13 protein-coding genes are annotated in these 18,945 nt (G+C 36.2%); 9 read left to right on the top strand and 4 right to left on the bottom strand.

Annotated elements, in window-relative coordinates; genetic code table 11:
* The first annotated feature begins 5 nt into the window (after window positions 1-5).
* A complete protein-coding gene (locus HP569_RS08785; RefSeq protein ID WP_182200801.1) occupies window positions 6-1,235 on the top strand; it encodes an aminopeptidase in 1,230 nt (409 codons plus the stop codon).
* Between the two features lie 76 nt (window positions 1,236-1,311).
* Here the strand turns inward: HP569_RS08785 and recQ are convergent, their stop codons facing one another.
* The gene (recQ, locus tag HP569_RS08780; RefSeq protein WP_182200800.1) at window positions 1,312-3,411 is read right to left on the bottom strand and encodes a DNA helicase RecQ; all 2,100 of its coding nucleotides are present in this window, start codon (window positions 3,409-3,411) and stop codon (window positions 1,312-1,314) included.
* Window positions 3,412-3,600: 189 nt separating this feature from the next.
* Between recQ and HP569_RS08775 the strand changes: the two genes are divergently transcribed.
* The 4 genes from HP569_RS08775 to HP569_RS08760 all read left to right on the top strand — a co-directional run bounded on the left by HP569_RS08775 (window position 3,601) and on the right by HP569_RS08760 (window position 8,958).
* On the top strand, window positions 3,601-5,469 hold the full coding sequence (locus HP569_RS08775; protein WP_182200799.1) for a cation:proton antiporter: 1,869 nt from the start codon (window positions 3,601-3,603) through the stop codon (window positions 5,467-5,469).
* 447 nt (window positions 5,470-5,916) lie between these two features.
* The gene (locus tag HP569_RS08770) at window positions 5,917-6,483 is read left to right on the top strand and encodes a TRAP transporter small permease (protein WP_182200798.1); all 567 of its coding nucleotides are present in this window, start codon (window positions 5,917-5,919) and stop codon (window positions 6,481-6,483) included.
* A gap of 77 nt (window positions 6,484-6,560) precedes the next feature.
* Window positions 6,561-7,841, top strand: coding sequence for a TRAP transporter large permease (locus tag HP569_RS08765; RefSeq protein WP_182200797.1), 1,281 nt, complete (start codon window positions 6,561-6,563; stop codon window positions 7,839-7,841).
* Between the two features lie 34 nt (window positions 7,842-7,875).
* Complete coding sequence (locus HP569_RS08760; RefSeq protein WP_182200796.1) at window positions 7,876-8,958, top strand: DctP family TRAP transporter solute-binding subunit; 1,083 nt, start codon at window positions 7,876-7,878, stop codon at window positions 8,956-8,958.
* A gap of 604 nt (window positions 8,959-9,562) precedes the next feature.
* Here HP569_RS08760 and HP569_RS08755 read toward each other — a convergent pair.
* Entirely contained in the window at window positions 9,563-10,645 is a 1,083-nt protein-coding gene (locus HP569_RS08755) for an AI-2E family transporter (protein ID WP_182200795.1), read from the bottom strand.
* A gap of 373 nt (window positions 10,646-11,018) precedes the next feature.
* Between HP569_RS08755 and HP569_RS08750 the strand changes: the two genes are divergently transcribed.
* Window positions 11,019-12,413 (top strand): L-cystine transporter, encoded by a 1,395-nt coding sequence (locus HP569_RS08750; protein WP_182200794.1) that lies wholly within the window; start codon window positions 11,019-11,021, stop codon window positions 12,411-12,413.
* Window positions 12,414-12,461: 48 nt separating this feature from the next.
* Here HP569_RS08750 and HP569_RS08745 read toward each other — a convergent pair whose 3' ends face one another.
* Window positions 12,462-15,539, bottom strand: coding sequence for an efflux RND transporter permease subunit (locus tag HP569_RS08745; RefSeq protein WP_182200793.1), 3,078 nt, complete (start codon window positions 15,537-15,539; stop codon window positions 12,462-12,464).
* A 135-nt stretch (window positions 15,540-15,674) separates the two neighbouring features.
* On the opposite strand from HP569_RS08745, the gene HP569_RS08740 reads away from it, so the two are divergent.
* Both HP569_RS08740 and HP569_RS08735 read left to right on the top strand, forming a co-directional pair.
* Window positions 15,675-16,925, top strand: a complete 1,251-nt coding sequence (locus HP569_RS08740; protein ID WP_182200792.1) for an aminopeptidase — start codon at window positions 15,675-15,677, stop codon at window positions 16,923-16,925.
* A gap of 192 nt (window positions 16,926-17,117) precedes the next feature.
* Window positions 17,118-18,134, top strand: coding sequence for an acyltransferase family protein (locus tag HP569_RS08735; RefSeq protein ID WP_182200791.1), 1,017 nt, complete (start codon window positions 17,118-17,120; stop codon window positions 18,132-18,134).
* Window positions 18,135-18,201: 67 nt separating this feature from the next.
* Here HP569_RS08735 and HP569_RS08730 read toward each other — a convergent pair whose 3' ends face one another.
* Window positions 18,202-18,414, bottom strand: coding sequence for a DUF5316 family protein (locus HP569_RS08730; protein WP_182200790.1), 213 nt, complete (start codon window positions 18,412-18,414; stop codon window positions 18,202-18,204).
* Window positions 18,415-18,632: 218 nt separating this feature from the next.
* Between HP569_RS08730 and HP569_RS08725 the strand changes: the two genes are divergently transcribed.
* Entirely contained in the window at window positions 18,633-18,932 is a 300-nt protein-coding gene (locus HP569_RS08725) for a YwdI family protein (protein WP_182200789.1), read from the top strand.
* The last annotated feature ends 13 nt before the right edge of the window (window positions 18,933-18,945 follow it).

The following is an 18,945-nucleotide window of genomic DNA, read 5'->3' as shown; positions in this document are numbered from 1 at the left end:
GTATAGTGGCAGACAAGCAAATGCAAGAAAAATATGCAGAATTAGCTTTGCGTACAGGTGTTAATTTACAAAAGGGACAAGCGCTAATGATTAATTCTTCTATTGAAGGTGCGGATTTCACACGAATCGTCGTACGTAAAGCGTATGAATTAGGAGCGAAAGATGTATTAGTGAATTGGCAAGATGATACGATCACTTTATTAAAGTATCAGCATGCACCAGAAGAAGTGTTAACTGAGATCCCTGAGTGGCAAGTGGAGAAACATTTAGCATTTGCAAAAGACGGAGCGGCTTTATTGTCAATTCGCTCAACGAATCCAGATTTATTAAAAGATGTAGACCCTGCAAAAGTAGCTAAAGCACAAAAAGCATCAAGTGAAGCAATGAAAGAATTCCGTAAATATACGATGAACGATCGAATTGCATGGTCAATTATTTCTATTCCAACAGGCGATTGGTCTCAAAAAATCTTCCCAGGCAAATCAAAGGAAGAAGCAAAAGAAGCTTTATGGGAACAAATTTTTAAAATTGTGCGTGTTGACCAAGAGGATCCAATTGCTGCTTGGGATAAACACAATCAAAATCTAAAAGACGCGCGTGAAGTTCTAAATAAAAAACAATATCAAGCACTTATTTTTAAAGCACCAGGCACAGATATTCGCTTCGATTTACCAGAAGGACATATTTGGAAGGGTGGAGCAGCAGAAACTACTGCTGGTAATGCATTTAACCCGAATATGCCAACAGAAGAAGTATTCACATTACCACATAAATATGGTGTAAATGGAACAGTAACAAGTACAAAGCCTTTAATTTACGGTGGAAACATGATTGATAATTTCTCTTTAACTTTTAAAGATGGAAAAGTAACTGATTTCAAAGCAGAGCAAGGCTATGAAACATTGAAGCATCTTTTAGAAACGGATGAGGGAGCGAGTCGTTTAGGTGAACTTGCATTAGTTCCACATGCATCGCCAATTTCTCAGTCAGGTTTGATCTTCTATAATACGTTGTTTGATGAAAACGCATCTTGTCATATTGCCCTTGGAAAAGCTTACCCGACAAATATTGTTGGCGGATCAGACATGGATGATGAACAATTGGATAAGCATGGAGTAAACGATAGCCTAACACACGTAGACTTCATGATTGGTTCAGGAGAGTTAGATATTGATGGAGTAACAGCCGATGGTAGCACAGAAGCCGTATTCCGCAAAGGCGCCTGGGCATTTTAATAAAATTACATGACTTAAAAATGACGTTGATGAGTTTTTATTCATCAACGTCATATATTGTATAATCGTTTTTTTATTAAGAAAGCAATCCATTTTTTATTAATACGCCACGAATCATCGCGTAACTATATGCTTCACCTAACTTTTCCTTTAACGCTTTAAGCTTAGGCTCAGGTAACTCAGCTTGAGCTTTTAATACGTCTTTTTCTTCCGCTTCGGAAAAGAACACATTCCACTCTAACTGATATCCTTCTTGAAAACATTGATATAAATGATTAATTATAGTTTGATCTTTGACTTCTCTCATTTGTGCAATTTCCTCAAGTGTGTATCCAGCTTGATAAAATTCGTAACTTACCAAATGACTAGGCTTTTTCTCACTTTCATCAGTTCCGTTAGCTGCGGTCCACGTGCAAATTTCGTCCATAAAAGCTTCTCCATATTGTTCATACTTTTTCTCGCCAACTCCTTTAATACGGAGCATGTCCTGCTTTGTCTTTGGAAAATAAATACTCATTTCCTTTAGAGCGACATCTGAAAATAAAATATACGGTGGTACACCTTGTTGATCAGCAATTTTCTTACGCAATATTCTTAATGCTTCAAACAACCCTGTATCATAGTCGTCTGATTGTTGTTGCTGTTGAACATTGGTCTGCTTCATCCATATCTTTTGCTTTCCTTTTAAAATTGCCTCAGCTTCCTTTGTCAATTGTAAGGTAGGAAAGCGTTGATCGCCGGTTGATAAATAACCTTCTGCTACTAAGTAATGAATAAAGCTAGTGATCGTTTTCTCTGTTTCCTTGGCCATTAATCCATAAGTAGACAAGCTTTCAAAGCCAAATTGTTTTATTTTCTTATCCTTTGACCCCTTCAGCACTTTTGCGGTTAGGCCTGCACCAAATCGTTCTCCCATTCGTTTTACACAGGACAATATCATTTGTGCCTCACGCGTTTTGTCAGTTTGTTCACCGCTTTGTTGACAGTTGCTGCAATTAGCACAACCATCTTGTAAAGAATCATCTTGAAAATATCTAAGCATAAATTGTTGTAAGCAAGTAGCTGTGTGACAATAATTAATCATAGACTGTAATTTCTTATATTCATTAACTTTTTTCTCTTCATCCATTAAGGATTGCTCGATTAGGAATTTTTGCAAATGAATGTCTTGACCTGAAAATAGTAAAATACAATCGCTTGGCTCCCCATCACGCCCCGCACGTCCAGCCTCTTGGTAGTAGGATTCAATATTCATTGGTAATGCGTAATGAATGACATAACGAACATTTGATTTATCAATGCCCATACCAAAAGCATTGGTTGCAACCATAATTGTTGCTTCTTCTTGAATAAAACGATTTTGCTCTTGTTGACGAAACTGCTCACTTAGTCCTGCGTGGTAACTAGCCACAGCATATCCTTTTTGCTTAAGCAAAGTAGATAAAGAATCCACTTGCTTTCGTGTTGGAGCATAAATAATACCTGATTCATTGTTATGTTCAGCTATATATTTCTTTAGAAAGCTTTGCTTATCTTGTCCTTTGATTACGTGGAAAGAGAGGTTTTTTCTCGCAAAACCTGTATTTACTACTGTTTGATCATCTATATTTAGTAGTGTTTGAATGTCTTGAATGACTTCCTTTGTTGCAGTTGCAGTTAACCCCATTACAAAAGGAAGATTAGATAACGTTCCTATCGTTGAAACAATGGAACGATAACTTGGCCGAAAATCATGTCCCCATTGTGAGATGCAATGTGCCTCATCGAACGCTAGAAAAGATAATTTAATATGTTTAATGATTGCTAAAAACTGTGGGTGGTCAAAACGCTCTGGTGCAACATAAATAAATTGGTACTTCCCGTTTTGAAGAGAAATAAGTCGCTCTCGTTGTTCAGTGGTTGATAATGAGCTATTTATGTATGTAGCGCTGATTCCGAGGTTTTCTAACGCATCTACTTGATCTTTCATAAGTGAAATTAAAGGAGAAACAATAATAGCTGTCCCTTCTAGCATTAATCCTGGAATTTGATAACAGATTGATTTTCCTCCACCTGTGGGCATAATAGCTAATGTGTTTTTTTTATCTAATATATGTGAAATAACTTCTTTTTGACCAGGACGAAAAGAATCAAAACCATAATATTCTTTAAGTACTTTCTCTGCTTGCTCTAACATAAATATTCATCCTTTTTCAGTGCATACTATCTAACTAATCATAACGCATTGTAGAGTATGTCGAAAGGCTTGTTTTTTAAAATTTTACAAAAGAATCAAGACTTCTGAATTTACATGAGAGCGAACTACCAGTAAACTAACGTTATACAATTTTCGTCTAATTCAACAGGCTGAAAGGGGGAGGAAACAATGGTAGATTCATTCTTGCTAGAGTTTATGATTATTGGATTACTTGGTATTGGCTCCCAATGGGTTGCTTGGCGTTTCCGTTTGCCGGCAATTGTTGTTATGTCCATTATCGGATTAATGGCAGGACCTGTATTCAATCTGATTCGACCAGAACAAGATTTTGGTGACTTGTATAGCCCGTTTATTTCTGTGGCAGTAGCTATTATCTTGTTTGAAGGAAGCTTAAACTTAAATTTTAAAGAAGTATCAGGTTTAGGAAAACCAGTCTTTCGGATCGTAACATGGGGGGCTTTTATTAGCTGGATGTTAGGTTCTTTAACTGCTCATTATGTTGCAGGTTTGTCTTGGGAGGTCTCTTTTGTTATTGGGGCAATTTTCATTGTGACTGGCCCAACAGTTATTTTGCCATTATTACGGCAGTCAAAATTGAAGCCGCGTCCAGCAAAGATACTGAAATGGGAAGGTATCATTGTTGACCCCTTTGGTGCATTACTTGCTGTGTTTGCTTTTGAAATTATTGTGTTCTTCACAGGAGAGGAATCAACGTTATACTCCTTACTCTATTTCTTGTTAGCGTCGATTTTCGCCGTTATTTTAGGGGTTGTATTCGGTAAGCTAATAGGAAAATATTTTGAAGAAGGCCGTATCCCAGAATATTTAAAGTCTTCAACCGTTTTAATTGCTGTCATTGCTTGTTTCACTATTGCAGATGAAGTAGCACATGAAACAGGATTACTTGCTGTAACTGCAATGGGGATGACTTTAGCTAATATGGGAATTGCATCAATTAGACAGATGCGTCACTTTAAAGAAGATATTTCCGTGTTGCTTGTATCTTCAATATTTATTATGCTAACTGCATCTTTAACACGAGAAACATTGATGCAAGTTTTTCGACCGGAAATTATTGGATATGTGCTATTAATGTTATTTCTTGTACGACCATTATCTATTTTCTTGTCAACGATTCGAACGGATTTGAAGATTCAGGAAAAAATATTAATTGGTTGGATTGCCCCACGTGGAATTGTTGCGTTAACAGTAGCTAGTTATTTCTCTTCTGTTTTAATGGAAGGTGGTTATGAAGGAGCAGAGATAGTTACTTCTGTTACTTTTGCACTTGTATTTTTTACTGTTTGTGCGCACGGTTTTTCTATTGGGTGGCTTGCTAGAAAATTAAATTTATCTTCAAATGGAAAACCAGGTGTCCTAATGGTAGGTAGTAACCATTTCTCTGTTTCATTAGCAAATGTGATGAAGAAACTAGATATACCTATTTTGATTGTAGATTCTTCATGGGAGAGGTTACACAAAGCGCGTCAAGCGGGCATACCGTCTCACTATGGTGATATTTTATCAGAACAAACAGAGTATTTAATAGATATGACGCCATATGATTATTTGGTGGCAGCGACAGAGTACGATGCTTACAATGCACTCGTGTCCTCCACGTTCGTTCCGGAATTCGGTAGAAAGGATGTCTATCGTTTATCGATTCAACGAAATAGTGGCGATGATTTAGAGGATATAGATCATACGATTGGAGGCAGAGTATTATTTGATGAAAAATTTGCTTTCGATGATTTAACCCATAAGGTTGAAATCGGCTATGTATTCCGGAAAACTACATTGACAGAGCGATATTCATTTGATAATTATGTGAATAACTGTGAAACAAGTACCGTATTATTGTTTATCCTTAAGCAAAGTGGTGTTATTCAATTCTTTACAGAGGATTCAACAGTTACACCAGAAGTGGGGGATATCATTGTCAGCTTAACACCGCCAAGCAAAGAATTTGGTAAAATTAAAGAGAAAATTGAAGAGCAACGTAAACAAAAAAATAATCAAGAAGCAAATAATGAATAAATTAGCATAAAGGCAAAACAAGCACACGAAAATGGTCCAATTACATTTTGTGTGCTTGTTTTATTAATATAGAAAATAAAATTACACGTTTTAAATCATGGATAACGGGTATGTAAATAAAGATGTAAGATGTATACGGTGCCAAGTCATGTGAAGTCACTCTCAATCATTTTTTATTCTAAAAGAAAAATTTATCAATAAATTAATATAGAAAGGGTGTGATTACCCAGTAATATGTAAAGGCTTTTTTAAAGTATTTGTTAAGAATAGAGAGTATTTTAGCCTATAAATACATAAAGCTGTATCATTTGTTTCTTAGACGTAAATATGTTGTAAAATTCCAATTAATTCGATTTTATCCTGTTTGTTAACAATTTAAGGTTAATTTATACTTGACTTACTGTGAAAAAAATTGAGACAGCTTTTGAAAGAGGAGGATCCGATTCATTGAAAATTATTAGAGCATTAGATAATTTCTTGTTACGTATAGAAGAAATTATTCTGAGCTACTCCGTTATTTTAATTGCAATAATGGTAGTGGGAAATGTACTTAGTAGAGCAATCACTGGATCTAGTTGGGTGTTTGCTGCTGAAATTAGTTTATTTGCTGTTATTATTGCAACATTTATGGGGATCAGTTATGCAGCAAGAAAAGGACGCCACATTAGTATGTCAGCATTTTATGATTTAGCTCCTTACCCCGTTCGAAAAACTTTAGCAATACTCATTCCTTTCGTTACCGCAATCGTACTCTTTGCAGTAGCATATTATTCATATCAATACGTTGTTTCTGTACATGAAAGTGGTACAGTTACTGCCGCATTACAATTACCAGTAACATATATGTTAATCTTTATCCCTATTGGACTAGTATTAGGTGGGATTCAATATTTACGAAATGTTTGGATTAATATAGTGAATAAGGAAGTTTACTTAGGCACAGATGTGAAAGATTACAATGATGAAGATAAAGAAAGCAGAAAAAAAGATGTTGAGGATCAAATTCACGTCTAAATCTTACTGAAATTATAGAATAATCAAAGAATGCGAATGTATAAAAACAAGAAAATCGTTATAGAAAGGATTACGTTATGTTAACGACATTATTGACGATTATGGTCGTCTTATTATTACTTAACTTTCCTATGATGATTCCTTTAATTGCTGCGCCATTAGTGGTGATGTTAGTTTTCTTCCCAATGATGGATCCTATGCTGATGATGCAGCAATTAAAAACAGGAATCGAGTCATATGTGCTTTTAGCAGTACCTTTATTTATCTTCGCTGCTGACATTATGACAACAGGAAAAACATCAAATAGATTATTAGATTTTATTGGTTCTTTCGTCGGTCACATTAGAGGTGGATATGCGATTACAACCTCTGCGGCTTGTACATTGTTCGGTGCTATTTCAGGATCAACACAAGCGACAGTGGTTGCTATCGGAACACCAATGCGTCAACGACTTTTAAAAGCAGGTTATAAAGATTCTAGTGCAATTGCGCTAATTATTAATTCATCTGATATTGCATTACTTGTTCCACCGAGTATCGGAATGATTATGTATGCATTAGTATCGGGCACCTCTGTTGGAGATCTCTTCTTAGCGGGTATTATTCCTGGTACACTCGTATTTCTATGTTTTGCCATTTACAGTTATATTCATGCAAGAGTACATAACATTCCACTTGCAGAAAAGAACACATGGGCAGAGCGTTGGAAATTTACAAAGAAAGCACTCTTACCATTAGGCTTCCCTGTTATTGTTATCGGAGGATTATACTCTGGGATATTTGGACCAACAGAAGCTGCTGGTGTATCTGTGTTTTATGCATTTATTTTAGAAGTAGTCATTTTTCGTTCAATTAAACTAAAAGATATACCAAATGTAGCATTGTCTACAGGATTAGTAACTTCAGCCGTATTTGTTTTAGTAGCTGGCGGGCAAGCATTTACATGGCTAATCTCGTTTGCTAGAATTCCTCAGCAAATTACAGAAACGGTACTAGGTACTGATCCAAGTGCTTTATATGTTCTATTAATGGTTTCATTATTTTTCTTTGTAGGATGTATGTTTGTTGATCCGATTGTTGTGATCTTAGTCTTAACACCAATCTTCATGCCAGCTGCTCAAGCAGCAGGAATTGATCCAATACATTTAGGGATTATTGTTACTTTCCAAGCTGCACTAGGTTCTGCCACTCCGCCATTTGGAGTAGACATATTTACAGCTAGTGCCGTATACCAAAAATCCTATTTAGATGTTATTCGGGGCACGCCTCCGTTTATCATCATGTTAGTAGCAATCGGTATTTTACTAATTTTAGTTCCAGAAATTTCACTTGCATATCGCTGGTTCCTGCCGTCATAGGCAGTGAATATATACCAAAAAAAATTAGGGGGTAATGAATATTTTTAACAAAAAGTATTTTTTCGGTTTACTTACAGTAGTAACACTTAGTTTTCTATTAGTTGCTTGTGGCGGTGGAGAAGACGAAGCCACAAACGATAGTGGCAACGGAGAAGGTTCAGAATATAGTCAGGATACGTGGAAGTTTGTCACGGAAGAGGTTAAAGGGCAGGTACAATATGAGTATGCTGCAGAGTTTGCAAAACGCATTAATGAGAAAACAGACGGTGCGATTACGGTTGAGCCATATGAGTATGGTGGTTTAGGTAGTGAGACAGACCAAGTAGAACTATTGCAAAATGGCGGTGTTCAAATGGCTGTTATGTCACCAGGTTTCACGGGTGGTATGGTTAAAGAAGGACAAATCTTTGCGCTTCAATTCCTATTTCCTGATAGCGTAGAGAAGACACAAGAGATTTTAACAAATAGTGAAGCATTAAATACCGACTTGCGTGCACGTTACGAAGAGTATAGCATCTCACCACTAGCGTTCTGGACAGAAGGTGCAATGCAATGGACTAGTTCTACACCAGTAGAAAAGCCGTCTGATTTTAAGAATTTCAAAATGCGTACACAAGAGTCACCTTTAATCTTGGAATCATATGAAGCATATGGTGCTGATCCAACACCAATGAGCTGGAGTGAATTATATACTGCGCTAGATAATGGTACAGTGCAAGGACAAGAAAACCCAATCTTCTTTATTGGAGATGCATCTTTCCATGAGGTACAAGATTATATGACAATCTCTAATCACAATAACTATGTTGCGATGACTACAGTTAATTCAGATTGGTATGATAGCTTAGGTGAAGCGGAACAGAAATTAATTGATGAGACAGTACAAGAGATGCAGGATTGGGTATTTGAAGAACAACAACGTGAAAATGAGAAGTTCTTAGAAGAAATTAAGAATGATACAACTAATCCAACAGAAATAATTGAATTGACAGAAGAACAACGTCAAGCATTCAAGGATTTAGCTATTCCTGTACGTGATTTCTACCGTGAAAATGTATCCACAGTAAATGGTGAAATCCTAGATAAGTTAGTAAAAGAAATAGAAGACGCACAATAATAAAAAGATCGAGCCAATCACTGTGGCTCGATCTTTTGGTTGTACGTCAAATCGCGTTGGTAAGTTAGAATAGTCAACTGAATTATTCTATGTTCGCGTCCTAAAGTAGCTAAGCTGCTTTAGGACGTGTTTTGTTTTTCATTCATTGTGTTTGTTCTATTGTTTTATATTGAAAGGGCAACAATATTCGGTTTTGTAATTTGTAAGATTACGATAGTCTTGTATTACTCAATTTAACATCTTAACTTTATTGATAATCCCTTTGGTACATCCGTTGTTATATGATAACGGCATTCTTATAGCAAACAGCTAAGATGGAAAGGCACAAAGCGGAGGAAATAGGCGGGACTCCTCGAAAATAAAAATCTATTTTCTTCGTGCGATGCATCGCTGCCGAAGCGTTCCTTGTCCTGCAGGAACAGCGCGAGCTGAAGATCCACTTGGTAAAGTGGTTTTCTTTACCAAGTTAGCTGAAGCCGTGCCTGCGGAAAGCAAGCCTATTTCTGCAGCGAAACAAACATTATTCACCGTCTTTTATAGATGTCCAAATAAAAATGACGCTAGTGAGTTTTTTACTCACCAACGTCATATATTGTACAACTTATTAAATTATATCTTTTTCATCAGCAGGTTGACGTTCTCTCCACTCATGATAAAAGTGTGAAATAATAGTTTTAACTACTGCGTACATTGGTATGATGAATAGCAAGCCAAGGAAACCAGCAATCCCACCAGCTGCTAAAATTAAAGTGATTACAGTTAAAGGATGAATCTTTAGCACTTTACCCATCACATTAGGTGAAATAAAGTTACTTTCTACTTGTTGTGCGATAATCATGACTACCGCAGCCCAGACACCCAGCATGGGCTCTTGGAAGAAACCAACAATAACTGCCGGAACAGCTGATAAGAATGGTCCCACGAATGGGATTAAATTCATTACAATACCAAACAAAGCAAGTGTTAGGGAATACGGTAAATCAATAATGACATAACCAATATACAACATAATCCCAACACATATACTAACAATAAATTGTCCTTGAATAAACGAAGATAACGTATGGTTAATATTGCTAGATAATGTTCTTAAGCTATTAGACTTTTCTTCACTAAGAAACTGTGTAATAAATGGGACAAATTTGTCGCCATCTTTTAACATGAAGAATAAGAAAAATGGAATTAAGAAAAACGAGAATACAAAGCCGAAGATTTGCCCAACTGTGTCTACTAAAGCAGTAGTAATATTTTCAGCGTAAGTCATTAGGTTATCCGTCATGTTTTGAATCGTGTCTTCAAATTGCTTCGGAATATAGCTTTGACGATTCTGCCATAAATTAAATAGCTCCTCTGCATTTCGAGCCATATTAGGTATACTATTAATTAATTTATTGAATTGCTGTTGTACAATAGGTGCAACGACGTTAATCCCAAAAAAGATTAAACCTAAGATAAGTAGAAAAACGATTAAGATACCTAAAATACGGGGCACTTTGTATTTTTCTAGTAAGTTAACAAGTGGGTTCGTTATGTAAAAAATTAATCCTGCCCCAATAATTGGTACTGCAATAGCGGCAAGATAGGCAGCCACAGGAGCAAAAATAAAGTTTGTAATTGAAATTAAATAAATTAATAAAAATATTAAAATGGTTGTAACAAGAATCCTAGTGCTTTTCTTCTGTAACAAGTATTTCAACACCTTTCTATTTTTCTCAGTAATAATAGGATAGCATAGTTTAGCAAGAAATAGCATATTTTTGTATTGCAGTATATATTAATTTATTTTACCCTTTTTGACTGTAAGATAATCTATTTTCTTATTTTAACAATAAATGCAGCAAATTAAATTAACGAAATAGAGCTTAACATTTTGTTTTTAGGGAAAATTATAATAGGTTAGCTTTATATGATCAATTGTTTGAGGTGATTGATGACTAAAATAAAAAACTTGACATCATTTATGAATTCTTTTAGTATAATACAGTAAAACGATCGGAATTAATGTATATAAGCAAACAACTAATTCCGACTATTTTTATCAACAAACAAGGAGGGTGTATATGGATACAATTTTTATTTTACTTAATATCGCTATTATGCTTGCAATTATCGGTTTATTATTCTATATGCAAAAAAAGCACGTATCATTCAGTAAGCGTGTATTCACTGGTTTAGGTTTAGGTATTGTATTAGGAACGTTTTTACAAGTGGCCTATTCCGCAGATTCTGAAATTGTTGGTGTAACAACAGATTGGTATAGCATTGCGGGGAGAGGCTATGTATCATTATTAATGATGATTGTTATTCCGCTTGTGATGGTTTCCATTATTCAATCAATTATTAATTTAGAAAAGTCAGCGGATTTAGGAAAAATGTCTGCATGGATTATTTCGTTTCTAGTTGGTACAGCAATGATTGCGGCATTAGTTGGGATAGCGAGTGCAGCAATTTTCGATCTGAATGCTGATCAAATTGAAATGGGTCAGGCAGAGCAAGATAGAGGCATAGCATTAGAAGAACGTTTAGGTGATGTGAAGGATTTATCCACACCTCAGAAAATTTTAAGTTTTATTCCAGCGAATCCATTTTTAGATATGACAGGTCAACGTGCAACATCAACGATAGCTGTTGTTATTTTCTCCATTTTCATTGGTGTTGCCGCATTAGGAGTTAGACGAAAGAAGCCAGAAGAAGCAAAACGGTTTATTAATGGTGTAAATGCGATTTATGCTGTTGTCATGCGAATGGTTACACTTATTTTACGATTGACGCCATATGGTGTTTTAGGCCTAATGGCAAACACTGTTGCCAGTACTGATGTTGGAGGAATAATTGAATTAGGTAAATTTGTTGGCGCATCTTATGTGGCTTTACTTGTTATGTTTGTAATTCACTTGCTTTTTATAGCAGGATTTGGATTAAACCCATTCACTTATTTACGTAAAGTGCTACCAGTACTAGGGTTTGCCTTTACCTCACGTTCAAGTGCAGGTACAATACCTTTAAACATTCAAGCACAAAGAAATAGTTTAGGTGTACATGACGGGATTGCAAATATGTCTGCTTCATTTGGTGCAACAATCGGACAAAATGGTTGTGCAGGGATTTATCCAGCAATGTTAGCGGTTATGATTGCACCTTCTCAAGGTATTGATCCATTAACACCTGGATTTATCATTCAGCTTGTGTTAATTATTGGTATTAGCTCATTTGGTGTAGCTGGTGTTGGTGGTGGTGCCACGTTTGCAGCTTTAATCGTGCTGTCATCAATGAATTTACCGGTAGCATTAGCTGGTTTGCTTATTTCCGTTGAACCATTAATTGATATGGGAAGAACAGCATTAAATGTAAACGACGCAATGCTGTCTGGAACATTAACATCAAAAGTAATGAAAAAATTAAACATTAAACGCTACAACGACCCAAATGCAATAGAAAAAGAAGCAAGCTTATAAATAAGGAAAAGCGTGGATTTCAAAATGAGATCCACGCTTTTTATGTCGTTATTTTCTTATTTTATCCATTGTAATATAGAATGCTGGTAATAACACTAATGTCAAAATTGTAGAGAACAACAAGCCATAAACAATCGAAACAGCAAGCGGTTTAAACAATACATCACCTGTAAAGATGATTGGTACAAGCGCTGCAATCGATGTTAAAGTTGTTAATATGATTGGACGCACACGCGCACGACCAGCTTCTGTAATAGCTTGTAATACAGAATCATACACATTTCGGTTTTGTTCAATGAATTCAATAAGCAAGATTGAATTTCTTACCACAATACCTGACAAGGAAACAATTCCTAGTACAGCCAAGAAGCTTAACGGTTCACCAGAAATAAACAACCCGACGATCGCTCCAGTGATTGCAAGTAGAACGGTGCTGGTAATTAATAATGGTGTTAATAACGAATTAAACTGAATGGCAATTGTTAGATAAATTAGGAATAGCACAATCAAGAATAATTTTGCTACTTCAACGAAAAATGCTGTTTCAGCAGACGCTGCGCCTTCCTCTATAATTTGATAGCCATCAGGTAATTCGTCTGACATTGATGCGATAATTTTATCTGCATCTTTTGTAAATGCTTCTTCTTCACCATCTATTTCATACCCTTCAATCGTAATCGTTCGGTTCCCATTGTAATGAGGGATAGCGCCAATTTGCTCACTAGATTCTTCAGATATAATGGAATCGTAACCGATAATTTCAGGTGGTGCCGCGGCATCCCTATTCGGAACAGCTAAATTTAATGCTGTTAAATCAATACCTTCTGCATTTCCGTCGTCTAGTGATAATTGAATTGACAGACGTTCTTCACCATTATCAAATTCTCCAAGTGGAACGCCGACATTAGCTAGCTGAAGTGTTCCAATAACTTGACTTGGATTTACTCCTTTATTAGCTAGTAATTCACGATCTAGTTCATACGTAATATAGTCTTGGTCTTTGCTCGTATTTGCTGTCACAATTTTTGAGCTTTCTAAATTTGCTAACTGAGTTTTTAAATCATCAGCAAAAGTAACTAGCTGATCGACGTCAGGACCTTGCAGTTTTACTTCTACACTAGGTGAAGGTGGTGGACCAGACACGCTCGTTTCTAAAAATAGTTCTGCATTAGGAAATGCTTCTCTTAATGGTGCTTCCCATTCATCAATGAAATCAGCTGCACTTGTCGTATCTCGATCCACTCGAACAACTAATTGACCAGTGTTTTCACCCGTGCGTGTCATACTGGAATTAAAGATGCCAGGTACACCACCGCCTGTATAAGTAACGGTTTCTGTAATTTTATCGGATTTCTCAAGTAAGAATTTCTCCATCTGTTGTAACGTTTGATCTGTATTCTCTATTGTCGTTCCTTGACTTAACCTAGCTGAGATAGTAACTTCTGCTCGATCCGCTGCAGGGAAAAATTCGAATGGGACCTTAAATGCCAATAGCAATAAAAGGAGACAAAGCATGATTCCAAGTCCAACTGTTAGCCATGGCTTTTTAATGGTAGCAGGGATAATAGATTCAGCATAAACCTTTTCAATTTTATTAAATAATCCCCCCAATAAACCGACCTGTTTTTTAGCATTTCTTTTCTTTTTCTTGCGTTGTTTATCTGCCCTTTTTTTACGTGAATATTGTACAGTTGGGATAAGTGTCAAGGCTAATAAGGTAGAAGCAACAACCGTGCAAATTAATGCTAGTGGTAAAGCCCGAATGAAGTCTCCGTTACTACCTGATAAAAAAGTTAAAGGAAAGAAACTGAACACAATCATTAGGGTTGATGTAATAATAGAAACCCTTACTTCACGTACTCCGTTAATCGTTCCTTGTAACGCAGAATCGCCTAATTGAAATCTTCTTTGAATGTTATCATTCACAACAATCGCATCATCAACAAGAATACCAATGGCAACAATCATGCCGATAATAGATATTTGGTTTAAGTCCACTCCTGCATATGGTAACGGGATCAAGCCAACAACAATCGAAATAGGAATGGCCAATGCGACTAAAATAGCTGAAGAAACAGGTAGACCAAGTAGCATGATAATTAATACAGCAATTAACGATAGGATAAACGAAGAGATAAGGCTTGAATACACTTCGTTAATGACCGTGCTTTGCGTATAAAATTGATCTACTGTAATGGTTTCTGGCAAATCTTTTGATAATTGATCTACTTTATCAGTGATACTAGCTTGAAGCTGTTCAATGTTGACACCTTCTTTCGCTTGAACAGTAATTGAAAGTGCGTAGTTATCTTCATAGCGTATAATATCCGAGACTTGCTTGTTTTCACGTTTAATAGAAGCTATATCTTCTAAATAAATTGCCTCGCCAGAAGTTGCACTATTGGCAATATAAGTATCTTTTAGATCCTCTACACTCTCATTAGTATCTAGACTTAATTGATAAAGTGTATCATCTTTTTGTTCTGTTCCAAGTGCTTTTGGTGAGGTTGCATTCTGAATAGCTGTAATCACTTGATTTGGTTGTATCTGGTTCTCACCTAATGCGTCTGGATCTAAAGAGATGGATAATTGTTCATCAGGTAGACCTTTCACTTGAAGACTTTCCACCCCATTAATAGAAGTGAGCTCTTCTTCCCATTGTCTGATTTCACCCCTCAAATCATATAGAGGCGCTTGTTCTTTAGCTAATAAATGGTATGTAGCTACATTAGATTTGACCAAGTCTGTTGACACACTCGGTGTTTGTGCTTGATCTGGAAACGACTTAGCTGTTTCTGAAACAGTTTGTCGTATTGTGCTATAGACATTGCTTGCATCTATATCACTTTCTAAAGATAATGTAATCGTCGAAAAGCCATTGGTAGAAGCAGAGGACATTTCAGATATTCCGTTTATTTCTTCCAAAGCATTTTCAATTGGATTAGTGACTGTCTGTTCAATCTCTTTCGGTGTTGCACCTGGATAAACTGTAGAGACAGATGCGATATTTTGACTGATTTCAGGAATGTCTCGTTTAGGTAGTTGAATATATGTAAAGATTCCAGTGAAAATTAATAATATTATAAATACCCATGCGATCTTCCTATAACGTAATAAAAAATTCAAAATTATTCCCCCCTTAATACTAAAGTTCCATAAGTATATCAGATAATACCCCTTTCTTTCATATTTAAAACGCTATCAATCTTTAAAATAATATGAAATAATAAAAAGAAACATGTTATTTAGGAGGAATATGTGATGGCCACACAATTGAATATGGAAAAATACGCAAGCTTAATTTTAAAAACTGGTGTGAATCTTCAATCAGGTCAAGGTCTTATTATCAATGCGCCGATTGAAGCTGTATCATTTGTTCGTCTCGTTGTAGAAAAGGCATATGATTTAGGGGCAAAAAATGTACATATCGAATGGAATGATGGAGAACTTACATATTTAAAAATGCAACATGCCCCGATGCGTGTATTAGAAACATTTCCACAATGGAAGGCAGATGGGCTACTAGATATGGTGAAAGACGGCTATTCTTTATTAACTATCTATGGGCCAGATCCTGATTTGCTACAAGGAATTGATACAGATCGAATTACAGCGGTTAATAAGGCAAGTGCTCAAGCATTAACAACCTATCGAGAATACGTTATGAATGATCGTGTGACATGGTCTGTTGTAGGCTATCCAACAAAGGATTGGGCACAAAAAGTATTTCCTGACCTACCTGCCGAACAGGCGCAAGAAGCATTGTGGGATCAAATTTTTAAAATTGTGCGTGTTGACCAAGATGATCCTGAACAAGCGTGGCAACGACATAATAAACAATTAGAAAATGCTAGAGAGTACTTAAATAAGAAACAGTATCGTCAGTTGATATACAAAGCAGAGGGTACAGAGTTAGTAATTGACTTGCCAAAGGGACACATTTGGCATGGTGGTTCCGGACCGTCTGAAAAAGGAGTAGCTTTCAACGCAAATATCCCGACAGAAGAAGTGTTTACTATGCCACACAAATATGGTGTCAACGGAACAGTGACAAGCACGAAGCCACTGAGCTATGGAGGGAATATTATTGATAAATTTAAATTAACATTTAAGGATGGTGCAGTAGTTGATTTTACTGCAGAACAGGGTGAAGAATCCTTGAAGCACTTATTAGAAACAGATCAAGGCGGTGCCAAAAGGCTAGGAGAAGTCGCTTTAGTTCCGCATCAATCATCCATTTCGCAATCAGGGTTAATTTTTTACAATACTTTATTCGATGAGAATGCATCTTGTCATCTTGCCCTTGGAAAAGCTTATCCAAATACGATTGAGAATGGCTCGTCGATGTCAGAAGAAGAGCTGGATCAACATGGTGTGAATAATAGTTTGATTCATGAAGACTTTATGATTGGTTCATCGACAATGGATATTGATGGTGTGACAGCTGACGGGAAAAAAGAAGCCATTTTCCGTAATGGAAATTGGACAATGGATTTTGAGAATTTAAATTAAATATTACTTTATTCATGGCGTGTGTTTGACTTTTCTTGAGTCAAATACATGCTAATTTTATATTACAATTAATTAACAAATCGCTTACGATCCTATTAAATTATCTTTTATTAGGAGAATCTTATATGATAGTGGGTATACACTAAAGAGTATTACTACAACATAGATGTGTAGGTTATAGGAGTGAGCGATATGAAGCGTGACGCTTTTTTTGATAATGCAAAGTTTATTTTAATATTTCTGGTCGTATTCGGGCATATGATTCAGCCTTTTACAGACGAAAAGGCAATTGAAGTGATGTATGATTTTATTTATATCTTTCATATGCCTGCTTTTATTTTGCTTAGTGGTTTTTTTGCAAAAGGTATAGGGAAGGCAGGTTATGTTTGGGATTTGTTCAGAAAGCTAATCGTGCCATATCTGGTTTTTCAAATTCTTTACTCAGGCTATTACTATATGATTGGAGATTCCGGCTGGCAAACGGTATGGTATGAGCCGCATTGGGCATTATGGTTTCTACTAAGTTTATTCTGCTGGCATCTATTATTAATTGTCTTTAAGAAAATCCCTTCTTATGTTGGATTAACGTTTGCTGTTGGAATAGGGTTATTTGTTGGATATGTTGATGCTATAGGTCATGAATTTAGTTTGTCACGGACATTCGTGTTCTTTCCATTCTTTTTACTAGGCTATTGGTTGTCAAAAGAAAAATTGATGAAATTAACACAGCCGGTGGTTAAAGGATCTGCAATTGTGCTTGCAACTGCAGTGATCATTGTATTAAGTGTTAGCCCACCTTTCCCAACGGATTGGTTATTAGGATCGTTTTCATATCAAGACATGGATCAGCCGGTTTGGGGAGCGATGTTTAGACTAGGTGTTTATCTATTAGCAATATTATTAGCGAGTAGTCTGTTCGCATGGGTACCACGAAAAACATATCGTTGGACGAAGCTAGGTAAACAAACGCTTTATGTGTATTTATTGCATGGTGTATTTATTCAATTTTTCCGAGAAGCAGGTTGGTTTAAAGTAGATCATGTTGGTGATGTACTAGGATTAGCGTTTCTTTCTATGCTTATTGTGTTGCTACTATCTAGTAAGGTTGTCATTGTACCGTTTCAGCCATTTATAGAGGGGAAGATTACCCAGTTAAAAGGCTGGATAAACGAACGAAAACAACGTAAGAATAGAGAACTGTTGCAGTAAGATAAAGGCTGATGAACATCCATCAGCCTTTTTTTATATGGAATAGATGAAATAAGATAAAGTACAACTAAAAAACATAATAGAGAAGTGCAGCAAGACCAAATCCAATTAATCCTACAACTCCAGCATATAAGCCTACTGTTGTCCGGAAGTCATGATGTTCTTTAGTTTCTGAATAGTTACCCCTACGCGCATAAGTGGGAGTCCCCGAAATAGTGCCTAGAAATAAAGCTGAGATCACTACGCCTATACCACCGATAATAAGAAAAAAAGTAATCATAACATACTTCCTCCGATCGAATTGTTATCTTTATATACGATTGGTTTCCTCATTAGGTTCCAGCCCCACCCTTTAAAAATTTTAGAGTAGGATAGTAGTTTTTTGGATTTTCTGATTTGAATCATGTAAAATAGGCTTGGGAAACGCATCAATAAAAGATAAATCAATTTCTATCGAGATAAAGCATAGACATATAAAGGATTAGAGGAGGGGATAGAATGATAAGCAATGAGCAGGTTTTACAAAAAATATTGCAAGAAGCAAAAGCTGCACTTGAAAGCAGTGATCAAGCTACAGAAGTAAAAGCACATGCACGTTCAATTCGTTTGCTCTGTGATTTGTTATTAGACACAAAAGAGGAAACGGTATCTACTACACCTAATGCTTCGCAGTATCCTAAAGCTGTGGAAGAATTAGAATTACGTAAGATGATGGGGGATTTGCAGAGTCCATCCGCTACCCAATCCAAACGGTTAGACGAAGAAGAGGGAAATGGCGATTCTTTATTAGACTTTTGATTTTTACGAATAG

It is taken from the genome of Paraliobacillus salinarum (genome assembly GCF_014083865.1).
GTDB classification, from domain to species: domain Bacteria; phylum Bacillota; class Bacilli; order Bacillales; family Amphibacillaceae; genus Paraliobacillus; species Paraliobacillus salinarum.
Note: the sequence above shows the minus strand (reverse complement) of the source record. Positions and strands in the feature narration are given on the sequence as shown.